12 protein-coding genes are annotated in these 12,239 nt (G+C 57.2%); 3 read left to right on the forward strand and 9 right to left on the reverse strand.

From position 1 onward, the window contains the following. Nucleotides 1-14: 14 nt before the first annotated feature. On the reverse strand, nucleotides 15-1,502 hold the full coding sequence (locus Absy_RS00375) for a bifunctional ADP-dependent NAD(P)H-hydrate dehydratase/NAD(P)H-hydrate epimerase (protein ID WP_048852750.1): 1,488 nt from the start codon (nucleotides 1,500-1,502) through the stop codon (nucleotides 15-17). Between the two features lie 167 nt (nucleotides 1,503-1,669). On the opposite strand from Absy_RS00375, the gene Absy_RS00380 reads away from it, so the two are divergent. From Absy_RS00380 to Absy_RS00390, 3 genes are all read left to right on the forward strand, one after another. Continuing rightward, nucleotides 1,670-2,125, forward strand: coding sequence for a membrane protein (locus Absy_RS00380; protein ID WP_048852751.1), 456 nt, complete (start codon nucleotides 1,670-1,672; stop codon nucleotides 2,123-2,125). Between the two features lie 170 nt (nucleotides 2,126-2,295). Beyond that, nucleotides 2,296-4,290: a DEAD/DEAH box helicase gene (locus Absy_RS00385; protein ID WP_048852752.1), complete on the forward strand. Its 1,995-nt coding sequence runs from the start codon at nucleotides 2,296-2,298 to the stop codon at nucleotides 4,288-4,290. 15 nt (nucleotides 4,291-4,305) lie between these two features. Next, complete coding sequence (locus Absy_RS00390; RefSeq protein ID WP_048852753.1) at nucleotides 4,306-5,601, forward strand: class I SAM-dependent RNA methyltransferase; 1,296 nt, start codon at nucleotides 4,306-4,308, stop codon at nucleotides 5,599-5,601. Here the strand turns inward: Absy_RS00390 and Absy_RS00395 are convergent. From Absy_RS00395 to Absy_RS00430, 8 genes are read right to left on the reverse strand one after another with little or no spacing between them, the layout of a single operon-like run. Next, the gene (locus Absy_RS00395; RefSeq protein WP_048852754.1) at nucleotides 5,555-5,923 is read right to left on the reverse strand and encodes a HesB/IscA family protein; all 369 of its coding nucleotides are present in this window, start codon (nucleotides 5,921-5,923) and stop codon (nucleotides 5,555-5,557) included. The genes Absy_RS00390 and Absy_RS00395 overlap by 47 nt on opposite strands. 18 nt (nucleotides 5,924-5,941) lie before the next feature. After that, a complete protein-coding gene (locus Absy_RS00400) occupies nucleotides 5,942-6,439 on the reverse strand; it encodes an SUF system Fe-S cluster assembly protein (protein ID WP_048852755.1) in 498 nt (165 codons plus the stop codon). Continuing rightward, nucleotides 6,426-6,887 carry a Fe-S cluster assembly sulfur transfer protein SufU gene (sufU, locus tag Absy_RS00405; protein WP_048852756.1) on the reverse strand — a complete coding sequence of 154 codons (462 nt, stop codon included), beginning with the start codon at nucleotides 6,885-6,887 and terminating at the stop codon, nucleotides 6,426-6,428. Before sufU ends, Absy_RS00400 begins: the two co-directional genes overlap by 14 nt. Next, a complete protein-coding gene (locus Absy_RS00410; protein ID WP_048852757.1) occupies nucleotides 6,884-8,137 on the reverse strand; it encodes an aminotransferase class V-fold PLP-dependent enzyme in 1,254 nt (417 codons plus the stop codon). Before Absy_RS00410 ends, sufU begins: the two co-directional genes overlap by 4 nt. After that, nucleotides 8,137-9,393, reverse strand: coding sequence for a Fe-S cluster assembly protein SufD (gene sufD, locus Absy_RS00415; RefSeq protein ID WP_181015886.1), 1,257 nt, complete (start codon nucleotides 9,391-9,393; stop codon nucleotides 8,137-8,139). The genes Absy_RS00410 and sufD overlap by 1 nt, the downstream gene beginning before the upstream one ends. A gap of 17 nt (nucleotides 9,394-9,410) precedes the next feature. After that, the gene (gene sufC, locus Absy_RS00420) at nucleotides 9,411-10,181 is read right to left on the reverse strand and encodes a Fe-S cluster assembly ATPase SufC (protein ID WP_048852759.1); all 771 of its coding nucleotides are present in this window, start codon (nucleotides 10,179-10,181) and stop codon (nucleotides 9,411-9,413) included. Nucleotides 10,182-10,194: 13 nt separating this feature from the next. After that, nucleotides 10,195-11,679 carry a Fe-S cluster assembly protein SufB gene (gene sufB / locus Absy_RS00425; RefSeq protein ID WP_048852760.1) on the reverse strand — a complete coding sequence of 495 codons (1,485 nt, stop codon included), beginning with the start codon at nucleotides 11,677-11,679 and terminating at the stop codon, nucleotides 10,195-10,197. Between the two features lie 3 nt (nucleotides 11,680-11,682). Continuing rightward, complete coding sequence (locus Absy_RS00430; protein WP_048852761.1) at nucleotides 11,683-12,147, reverse strand: SUF system Fe-S cluster assembly regulator; 465 nt, start codon at nucleotides 12,145-12,147, stop codon at nucleotides 11,683-11,685. Between the last annotated feature and the right edge of the window lie 92 nt (nucleotides 12,148-12,239).

Raw genomic sequence — 12,239 nt, forward strand, 5'->3', positions numbered from 1 at the left:
CAAGATGCGTGGACTTAGCCCAAAGTGTCGGGCACGGCAAGACACCGAAACCGATTTTGCACAATACCGGCCATTCCCTGCATCTGCGCAGCCTTCTGCCGCGCCTTTCCAAGGTAACGGTCCAGATCCTCCGCAACCGGCCACGGACCAGCCTGCAAGCCTGCCTCCCCATGCAGCCAGACACCTGCACAAGCAGCCTCCCATGCGGGCATTCCAGCCGCCAGCAAGGCCGCAATAACGCCAGACAGCGTATCTCCCGACCCGGCAGTACCCAGTGCCGCCGTGGCATGGATGTTAATTGCCAGCCGCCCATCTGGCGCGGCAATCATGGTGGAAGCGCCCTTGAGCACTACTACAGCATTGATCTGCTGGGCCGTCTTGCGCACCTGCTCTGGCGGATTAGCCCCAACAGCCCCAAACACACGTGCAAATTCACCCGTATGAGGCGTAATAACCGCAACACCACGCAGCTTATCAGGCTGTCCGGCGCATGCTGTTAAAGCACCGGCATCAGCCAGCACACAACGCCCCGAATCCACCAGCCGGGGCAGAACCTGCTCCACCTCAGCCTCGCTCAGCCCCGGACCACAGACCCATACATGCCTGCGTTTATCGTCCAGCAATTGCTGCAAGGAGGCTTCATCCACAATTACCCCCGGTGGCCCCAACCTGTATGCTGGAGCGGCTTCGCCTGCCGCAACACGCACAAGCCCCGCACCGACCGATCGCGCACCAGATGCGCACAGGCTTGCAGCTCCCGGCATGGACTGGCCTGCACAAATACTCACCACACCACGCGTATATTTATTGCTCTGCGCACCCAGAACAGGCAGCGACCACAATCCCGGTTCGTTCAGCCATGTATTGGCGGGCACAGCCGCCAGAACAGTATCGGGCACACCAATGTCGGCCAGAATCAGGCGCCCCATCATTCCTAATGCGGGGTAGAGTAGGTGCCCCGGCTTAAACCGGCAGAATGTTACCGTCATGGCCGCATGTGGCGCATACCCCCGCACCTGCCCTGTTGCACCATCCAACCCTGATGGAATGTCAATCGCAACAATCCGGCGGGCAGCCTGAAGGGTTTCCGCTACAAGGCCACTGACATCCCGGCTAAGCCCGGCGCCAAACACGGCATCGACCACCAGATCCGCACGCCCGGCCTCTTCCACCCCAAACGGCACACGTGGCCCGGCAAAAGCGGCAGCCGCACGCCCGGCATCCGTGCCCTCACGCGGGGGAACAAGTTCGGCCACCGCCACCGGCCACCCCATACTGGCCAAATGCCGGGCAGCAACATACCCATCCCCACCATTGTTACCCGGCCCGCACAGCACCAGCACCCGTGCACGCCGCTCATACCGCTGTATGGCCCGCGCAACGGCCCGACCGGCATTTTCCATCAGCACACAAACCGGCACGTGCGCGGCACTCTGCCGATCCACCTCCCCCATCTGCACTGGGGTATAAAGGCTCAGGGATGAGGGATAACTGGCTTGCATGGCATAAGCTCCGCACGGACCGTGGAATTGACACAGACACAATAGCCCCTTGCAACCGCCCCGTCCCCTTGGCAATCAGTCAGGCAGATACGCACCGGGCATGACGCTCCCAAAGGGAGCCGCTGCGCCCACCCCGACCCCCACAACCGTGACAACGCGGAGACACCATGCCTCATTCCATTCTCTGGAGCCTTGTTCTTGCTCTTCACCTCGTCAGCATCATCATGTGGGTTGGTGGTGGCGCTTACGCAGCCGTTATTCTGCGCCCAAGCCTGAACCTTCTGGACCAGACGCAGCGCAACTCCGTGCATTTACAGACCATGGCCCGCTTTTTTAAAGGTCTGACCCATGCCATTCCCACGGCACTGATTACCGGCTGGATGCTGGTCCTGCACGAGGGCGGGTTTGCCAATGCACCATGGACAACCAACGCCATGCAGCTACTGGGGCTGATTATGGCAGTTCTGTTTGTGCGGATGTACATGGGCACTTACCAAAAGCTGCGCCGGGCCATACGGCCACAGGCATCCGGCTTCGACTCGGTGCGCAAACAGGTGCTGATTATTGTAGCGCTGGGAATCCTTGCCGTGCTGTCGGCCTGCTTGGGGCATCCTTTTGTGTGAAGATAAGATGTATTCCTGCCAAAAACTTGATTTTAGGCACAAAGACCTTTATCGGAACTAGCGCCTGAGTGGCTTTGAAATTCCATGGAACAACCGGCAAACGGTCTTTTGCCGGACATGAACAAAGCCCCCAGTAAGCTGACAACGACAGACCTAGTTCCGAGAGTATATTGACAGCCAAAACAACCGCCCGCCCCCGCAAGACGACAACTCGCAGCCGGAAAAAGGCGGCGGTTCCCGCCAGTTCAACCGCATTGGACACGCAGGGTGCCGAGGTGGATGACACCGCCCCCATGGCAGATGCAGAGGCTCCCGCCGAGGTCAAACCCGCCCCCAAAAAGCGGGTTCCGCGCCGCCGTGCCACCAAAGCCGAATCGGTAGTGGACCCTGTAGCTACGACAGATGTGGCGGTAGAGCCTCCTTCCGAGGAAGAGGCTGCCCCAAAGACTGCACCTAAAAAAACACGTGCGCCCGCCAGAAGACGCACCAAGGCCGCCCCCGCACCTGAAGCCGTGATCCTAACCGAACAGGATGCACCGGCTCCGAGCGCTCAGGCCGCCGAAACACCTGCTCCCGAAGCAGAGGCGGAGGAGCAAACACCGTCCCCCGCACAGGCAAGCGCTCCGGCCGCAGCCACTGTGGAAGAAGAGCCCACCATTACCTTTGCAGATCTGGAACTCTCCAAACCCATTCTGCAAGCCATTGATGAGATGGGGTATAAACACCCCACCCCCATTCAGGCACAGGCTATTCCTGCCGTGCTTATGGCGCGCGATGTTCTGGGGGTTGCCCAGACTGGCACAGGCAAAACAGCCTCCTTTACCCTGCCCATGCTGGAAATCCTGAGCGATTCCCGCGCACGTGCCCGTATGCCGCGTTCGCTCATTCTGGAACCCACACGCGAGCTGGCTCTTCAGGTTGCCGAAAACTTTGTACAGTATGGCAAGCACCTCAAGCTCAACCATGCGCTGCTGATCGGTGGCGAGAGCATGGCCGACCAGAAAGATGTGCTCAACCGTGGCGTGGATGTGCTGATTGCAACACCTGGCCGCCTGCTCGACCTGTTTGAACGGGGCGGACTCCTGCTGAACCACACCAAAATTCTGGTCATTGATGAAGCAGACCGGATGCTGGATATGGGATTTATTCCCGACATTGAAAAAATTGTCGGGCTGCTCCCTCCCTCCCGGCAAACACTCTTTTTCTCCGCCACAATGGCGCCACCCATTCGCAAACTGGCCGATGCGTTCCTGCATTCCCCCAAGGAAATTACGGTTACACGCCAGTCTTCCGTGGCATCGACCATTACAACAGGGCTGGTTATTGTTGATGAGTTCAGCAAGCGCGAAACCCTGCGCCTGCTGCTCAAAGACCCCAAATTGCAGAATGCCATTGTGTTCTGTAACCGTAAGCGCGATGTGGATATTTTAACCAAATCCCTTACCAAGCACGGTTTTTCCGTTGGTGCCCTGCATGGGGATCTCCCACAGTCTGTCCGTTTTTCCACGCTGGAAAAATTCAAGAACGGGGATCTGAAGGTTCTGGTCTGCTCGGATGTTGCCGCCCGCGGGATTGATATTGGCGGCCTGTCCCACGTGTTCAATTTTGATCTGCCCTTCCACGCGGAAGACTACGTCCACCGTATCGGTCGTACAGGCCGCGCGGGCCGCGAAGGTCATGCCTTCAGCATAGCCACGCCGTATGACAAAACTCTGGCAGAAGCCATTGAACAGTTAACTGGCAAACCCATTCCGCGCCTGAACGTGGATGGTATACAGCAACTGGAGTGGTCTGAAGAAAAACGCCCTGCACGTGGTGGGCAGGCACGCGGGAACCAGAATCGCAAAGACAAAGCCGCTGTACAGCGCGAGCCTGCCCGCCCCCAGCGGGATACACAGCCGGAGCGCGAACCCGTACGCGAGCGGGAGGCACAACGCCCGGCTCAGCCACAATCGACTGCACGCCCGCAACCCCATAAAGGTGGTCGCAACCAGCGGGATGAAATTCCGCCCGCACCCGCCGGTGAATTTGCAGGGTTTGGTGACCTTACGCCCGCCTTTATGCTGCTCCCCCGCCGCAATTCCTCGCGCCCGGCGACACCCGGAACGCTTGAAAATGCAGAGACCGAGCAGGATATGGCCCACGTCTCTGACGCGGCATCCTGACCCCAAGGAAAATTTGTGTCTGACATACTGGAAGTAACCATCTCCCACCTTGCAACGCAGGGAGATGGTGCGGCGCGCCTGCCTGACGGGCGTACCGTATTTGTTGCAGATACACTGCCCGGCGAACAGGTGAGCATTCGCCTGCAACCCAACGGGCGGGGTCAACTGGTCAATATTCTCAGCGCCTCCCCCCACAGAACAACGCCATCCTGCCCTTTGTTTGAACAGTGTGGCGGATGCACATTGCAATATATGGACCGCCCTGCCCTGCTGGCATGGAAAACGGACCTTGTGCGCCATGCGCTGGAAAAAGCCGGGTTTGCAATGCCTGCCAGTATAAGCAGTGTTCAGGTTCAGCCCCATAGCCGCCGACGGGCCGATCTGGCCGTGCGCCGGACTGAAGAAGGCATTGTCATTGGCCTTCATGCCAAAGGCAGCCAGACCGTAACGGACATGACCAGTTGTGCGGTGCTGCACCCAACAATTATGGCCAGCCTGCCAGCACTCCGGACGACTCTGCGCAGCCTGAACGCCGTGCACAAAATGGCGGACCTTCAGATCAACCTACTGGATTCGGGGCTGGATATTCTGCTCAGCACCGATTCGCCACTCATTGCAACAGACCGCCAACGTCTGACGGCTCTGGCCGAAGACTTAAACATTCCTCGGATTAGCTGGCAGCGCTTGAAGTCCTCTGCTCCGTACGAAACGGCTGTTCAGCGTGCCCCCGTATTCCAAACCATTGCAGGCCATACGCTAACACCTCCACCTGGAGCCTTTTTGCAGGCCACAGCCCAAAGCGAACAGGCTATTCAGCAATCTGTGCTCGATGCCTTACCGGCACGGCTGGGCAAACGGGCGAGTCTGATAGAGCTCTATGCAGGATGTGGGACATTAACCCTACCTTTGGGAGAACGCTGCCAGGTGCAGGCCTACGAAGGGTATGAGCCTGCCGTGGCTGCTCTTAAAGCGGTAGGAAAATCACGCGTAACACCTGTCTGCCGGGATCTGAACCGCCAACCAATTATGGGGAAAGACCTTGGTAAGGCCGATGTGGTCGTTCTGGACCCACCCCATGCAGGGGCTAAACTGCAAATGCGGCAGATTGCCCTAGGCAAGCCCGATTACGTTATTTACGTCAGTTGCAACCCGGCCGCCCTGAGTAACGATGCGAGTCAGCTGGCATCCGCAGGATACAGGCTGGAAACGGTCTCGGTCATTGATCAGTTTTTATGGTCTGCCGAAACCGAAGCCGTCTGCGCTTTTAAACGTGAAAGCTCTCGCCGCAGCCGCAACGCCCTTTCTCATTAGGGTTTATAAATACAAACCCCTCTTCCAAGTCGTTTTCGCGGTAATCCATTTCCGAGCCGATCAGGAAGAGGGTGGCCTTGCGGTCCACCAGCAGGGTCAGACCGTGGTCCTTAACGACTTCATCCCCTTCTCCGCTCTGTGGTACAAAGGCCATATCGTAGGCTTTGCCGGAGCACCCTTTGGTAGAAACGGAAATACGCAGCAACTCGCCTGCGTGCGCCGTGGCATACAAATGCCGCAGGCGAGTAGCCGCAGCATCCGTCAGGCGCATAAGAGGGGGTAATTCCCTTTTGGTCGATGAAATGGTCGCAGTTTGTGACATATCACTCCATCCTTTCGGTCAAAACATGTTCAGGGCCAGCCGGGCCTCATCGCTCATGCGCGACATATCCCACGGCGGGTCCCACACAACTTCCACTTCGGCCGATTTTACGCCCGGTACTTTTTCCACCGCATCCTTGACCTGAATAGGTAACTCCTGCGCGCTGGGGCAGTTCGGTGCAGTGAGCGTCATTTCAACACGCACACGTCCGTCATCATACAGGTCTATGGCGTAGATCAGGCCCAGTTCGTAAATATTGACCGGAATTTCCGGGTCATGGACGGTCGCAATAGCTTCCACCACCGCATCCTCCGATGCAGGGCCGGGGAGTGCACTCTCTTTTGAAGTCGAGCCAGCCTGTGCTGGTTCATCCCCATCTGGGGTCCATCCCTCTACTTTGGCAGATGGTGCATCGGCCCCGTCGTGCTCTGCGTGAAGAACACGCTCAACCGGCAACTCCTGCGCCGGGGGAACTGCCTGTTTTTGCACCTGAATGCCTTCTTCAACCATCGACATGAGAAAAAGCCTCCTCCAGCGCAACCCAAGGCAGTTCTGCGCAGCGTATTCGTGCTTTGTGGGAGCGCAATGGAGCAAAAACCTCCAGAGCACCCAAGGGAACTTGGTGGGATTTTTCCACCACAGCAGACGATGATGGTTCCACCAGCAAAGCCTTAAACCGATCAGCGACCTGAAGAGCCTGTGTAACAGTCTCCCCCCGCAAACGCTCCGCCATCAGATCTGCTGCGGCAGAACAGATGGCACATCCACGGGTCTGGTGCCGGATATCCTGAATATGGTGCCCGTTCAGGGCAATATCCAGATGTGTTTTATCGCCACATAGCGGGTTACGACCTTCGCCCTGCACGTCTGGTGCATCCAGCCGTCCAGCGTGGAGGGGCTTGCGCGCACGCTCCACAATCAGCCTGTCATACAGGGCATCACGTTCCGCAGTGCTGGAGTTCACACAAAAAAATCCCGAATGCGCACCAGCGTATCTGCCAGCACGTCAATTTCTTCTTTCTGGGTGTAAATACCAAAGCTTGCACGGGCTGTTGCACTCAAGCCCAGGCGGCGCATAAGCGGCTCTGCACAATGATGCCCCGCCCTTATGGCAATACCGTTGCGATCCAGCAGGGTTGCAATATCGTGCGGGTGCACATCCTCCATGGTGAAGGAGACAACCCCACCACGCATTCTGGGGTTCCCCACAATTTTAAGCCCCGGCACTGTGGCCAGCCGCTGGAGCGCATGGGCCGTAAGTGCTGCCTCATGTGCCGCAATCGCATCAAACCCGACTTGACTAACCCACTCTATGGCCGCGCCTAAGCCCATGGTTTCCACGATGGCAGGTGTTCCCGCCTCAAACTTATGCGGAATGTTAGCCCATGTGGAACGTTCAAAAGTTACGGTGGAGATCATATCTCCCCCACCAAGGAACGGGGGCATCTGTTCCAACAGAGCACGGCGTGCCCATAGCACACCAATGCCTGTTGGGCCGTACAGCTTATGCCCGGTAAACGTATAAAAATCTGCATCCAGTGCCTGTACATCCGTTTTGTGGTGCACAACGGCCTGGCTGCCATCAAACAGCACCAGCGCCCCGGCTGCGTGGGCAACTTCCGCTATCTGTGAGGCAGGGGTTATGGTTCCGAGCACGTTGGACATGTGCGTAATCGCCACAAGTCCAACCTTACCATCGGCCAGAAAAGCTTTGTACGCTTCCATATCCAGATCACCGTCATCGGTAATCGGAGCTATACGCAGTTCAATTCCGGCTCTATCGCGCAGCATCTGCCATGGAACAAGGTTGGCATGGTGCTCCATTTGCGAAATGAGCACGGCCTGACCGGGCCTGAGCAGCGCACCAAAAGAGTGCGCCACCAGATTGATGGCTTCCGTGCTGTTACGTGTAAATACGATTTCCTCACGCGAGGGTGCGTTCAGAAAACCGGCAACCAGATCCCGCACACCCTCATACGCCTCAGTCGTGCGTTCGCTCATCCAATGCAGACCGCGATGGATGTTGGCGTACTGGTGGCGCATGGTATTGGCCATGCTGTCTATAACCGCATTGGGCTTTTGGGCTGATGCAGCACTGTCCAAAAAAACCAGCGGACGATCATGCACCTTTTCCGCCAGAATGGGGAACTGCGCACGAATAGCCTGCACATCCAGTTGGGAAGCAGCTGGGGATTTGGCGGTATGCGTGGCCATCACGCTTCTCCCTTTTGTGCAAACCGGGCCGCCATGACTGCGCGGCAGAAAGTCTGGGCCGTAGCATCCACCACAAGGGCGATGGCTTCATCCAAAAATGCATCTATCAGCATCTGCCGTGCTTCCTGCACGGAAATACCGCGGCTCCGCAGGTAAAACAGCTGGTCATCATCCAGCGCACCAACGGTTGCACCATGGCTGCACCGCACGTCATCAGCATAAATTTCCAGCTCTGGCTTGGCATCTATCTCCGCATCGGGAGAGAGGAGCAACGCCTGATTCATCTGGTAGCCGTCTGTTTTCAGGGCAACCTGCTCAACCAGCACCTTGCCCTGAAAAACACCGCGTGCATGACCATCCAGCACATTCCGCACTGTCTGGCGGGAAATACAGTCGGATGCGGCATGGGTAATAACGCTGGTAATGTCCCCCACCTGCTGGCCAGCCAAGCGCTGCGCGCCATTCACATGCACAACACCACGCGGAGATGCCAGACGGGCATGGACCTCATGCCGCACAAGCTGACCACCCAGCCCCAGCACAAAGCTGTCATAAACGCTTTTATGGCCAACATGGGCATACAGGGTCCCAAGACTGATTGCCTGAGCACCCTCCGTCTGCAACGTAACATGCTCCAGCGTTGCGCCATCCTCGACACGGATATCCATAACCGGATTATGGAAATACGTCCCCTGCCCTGCCTGCACACTGATCAGCCGTAAATATGCATCCTTTTCCACCACGACCGTATGCCTTGGATGGAAAGAGACCGGCTGCTCTTGCGCCACACCGAGGGAGATGAGCATGAGGTGCCCTGCATCCTCCCCGGCAGGCACGCGCAGCACCAGCCCATCTTCCGCCAGCGCCGTATTCAGGGCAACCAGCGGGTCCCGGTCTGGAGCGGCCTGCAAGCCAAACTCGGCATTCTGCCCAAAAAAGGACAGATCCACATCGTCCGGTGCAACACTGAATGCCGGGGCATGGCGACCGTTAACAAACACAACCCGTGGGAGGGCTGCCATTGCGGGATGCGCCTGAAAAACGCCATCCAGCAGGGCGCGTACAGCCGCCTCATCCACCTGTGCAGGGGCTTGCAGGTAATCCTGCTTACCCAGTGCACGCAACGCAGTGTATTTCCATGCCTCGGACTTGCGGTCGGGCAGACCTGTTCTGGCCAGAGCCCCGGCAGCAGACTGCCGTTGAGCGCCGGTAAGAGTGTTCAGCCTGTTTGCGAAGAGTGCTAACGGACCGGACATATCTTTGCTGAGTGCGTTCACGCCACCTCCGCCAGAAATTTTGTATAACCTTCCTGATCAATCTGCCGCGCCAGTTCCGGGCCGCCAGAAAGGATAATACGCCCACGCGCCATGACATGAATGCGGTCTGGCACCAGATAATCCAGCAGCTTCTGATGGTGCGTGATCACCAGAGCCGAGAAGGTGGGAGCACGCAGGCGATTAACCCCTTCGGCCACAATGCGTAGGGCATCCACGTCCAGCCCACTATCGGTTTCATCCAGAATGGCAAATGTTGGCTGGAGCAGAGTCATCTGCAACACTTCGTTGCGTTTTTTCTCCCCACCGGAAAAACCGACATTCACATTCCGCTTAAGCATATCCGGTGCCATGGACAGAGCTTTGGCGGCCTCGCGCGCCATTTTAAGGAACGCCACGGCATCCAGTTCTTCCTGCCCGCGTGCACGCCTTACGGCATTAACAGCCGTACGCAGGAAGTTGGCGTTATTGACCCCCGGCAATTCGATAGGGGACTGAAACGCCAGAAAAAGCCCGGCAGCCGCACGTTCTTCCGGCTCCATGGCCAACAGGTCCTGCCCATGGAACGTGGCTGTCCCGGCCGTTACCTCGTAATCCTCACGTCCGGCCAGAACGTAGGACAGTGTGGACTTACCCGACCCATTTGGCCCCATGATCACATGGACTTCGCCCGGAGGAATACTCAGGTCCACACCACGCAGAATCTGCTTTTCCTGCCCATCGGCGTCAATTTGTGCGCAAAGGCCGGAAATTTCCAAAAACTGGCTCATACTCTGCTCTCCCTTAACCCACGCTGCCTTCAAGGCTGATCTGCAACAGTTTTTGTGCTTCCACGGCAAATTCCATGGGCAGTTCCTTAAGAACATCGCGGCAAAAACCGTTTACGATCAGGCCGACTGCGTCTTCCTCAGACAGGCCACGCTGGCGGCAGTAAAACAGTTGGTCTTCTGAAATTTTGGATGTTGTTGCTTCGTGTTCAATGCGCGCATTCATATTGCGGCTTTCAATGTAGGGCACCGTATGGGCCCCGCACTGGTCACCGATCAGCAGACTATCGCACTGGGTAAAGTTACGTGCACCCGATGCCTTGGGCTGTACCCGCACCAGCCCACGGTATGTGCTGTCTGACCGGCCAGCACTAATGGTCTTGGCAATAATGGTCGAACGCGTATTGCGGCCAAGATGGATCATTTTGGTGCCGGTATCGGCCTGCTGGTGGTTGTTGGTCACCGCAACGGAATAGAACTCACCCACCGAACCTTCACCTTGCAGAATGCAGGATGGGTACTTCCACGTAATAGCGGAGCCGGTTTCCACCTGTGTCCAGGATATTTTGGAGCGTGCGCCACGACATGCACCACGTTTGGTCACAAAATTGTAAATACCCCCCCGCCCGTTTTCATCCCCGGGGTACCAGTTCTGTACGGTGGAGTATTTAATGGAGGCATCATCCATGGCGACAAGCTCCACCACAGCGGCATGGAGCTGGTTTTCATCCCGCATGGGGGCTGTACAACCCTCCAGGTACGAAACGGAAGCCCCTTCCTCCACCACAATCAGGGTACGCTCAAACTGCCCGGTATTCCGGGCATTGATCCGGAAGTAGGTGGAAAGCTCCATAGGGCAGCGTACCCCCTTGGGCACATACACAAACGAGCCATCCGTAAATACTGCGGAGTTCAGCGCTGAAAAGAAATTATCCCCCGCAGGAACAACCGTGCCCAAATACTTGCGCACCAGATCCGGATGTTCCTTAACAGCCTCGGAAATAGGGCAGAAAATAACCCCGGCTTCCTCCAGCGTTTTACGGAAGGTCGTGGCAACAGACACGCTATCAAACACAGCATCCACAGCCACGGGCATACGCTCGCCCTCAGGCACTTCCACCCCGGCCAGCAAAGCCTGCTCATGCAGGGGGATGCCCAGTTTTTCGTAGGTCCGCAGCAGTTCGGGGTCTACCTCGTCAAGCGATTTGGGACCGGGCTTCTTGCGCGGAGCCGCGTAGTAATGGGCATCCTGATAATCGATGGGAGGGTAAGCGACCTTGGCCCATTTGGGCTCCTGCATGGCCTGCCATGTTTTATAGGCAGCCAGCCGCCACTCCAGCATCCATTCCGGCTCTTCCTTACGGCTGGAAATCAGACGGATAATGTCCTCATTCAGCCCTTTGGGAGCCATATCCATTTCTATGTCGGTCTCAAACCCCCATTTGTAGGTAGACTGGCCCAGCTTTTCGACCGCTTCGCGCGTTTGAGTAACTGCTGGCATGGTTCAGACCCCTTCCCGTATCGTCTGGGTGGCGTTGAGCTTGTTAATCTGGGAGAGAACCGTGGAACATGCTTCCTTTGGACGCATACTCTCTAGCGATATCCCTTCCAAGGTTGACTGTATTGCCGTGTTGATCACGTCCCAGCTACCGCACAAACCGCAGGACAGACCGGTATCGCACTCACGCCCGCCTACGCAGGCGGTCAGGGCAATCTGGCCATCTACCGCGGTAATAACACTGGCAACAGACATATCCGCCAAGGACCGGGCCAAGCGATAACCGCCTTTTGCACCACGCTGGGACAGAACAAAACCATGTGCGGACAAAACCTTGAGCACTTTGGCAACAGTGGGTTCTGGCACACCGGTAATGGCAGCAAGAGCGGGGGACGTTACCACGCCCTCCTGTTCTCCCAGCTTAACAAGTATGACGATCGCATAGTCCGCCAGACGGGAAAGTTTCAGCATAATCCGGCTTTCACCTAATTAAAGACCTGAATGGTCCTGTTTCGGATACATGGCGACAAGCGATGCCAACGTCAACCCAAAACCGCTTGTTA

Origin of the sequence: Acetobacter syzygii (assembly GCF_000964225.1) — a bacterium.
In the GTDB taxonomy this organism is placed as follows: domain Bacteria; phylum Pseudomonadota; class Alphaproteobacteria; order Acetobacterales; family Acetobacteraceae; genus Acetobacter; species Acetobacter syzygii.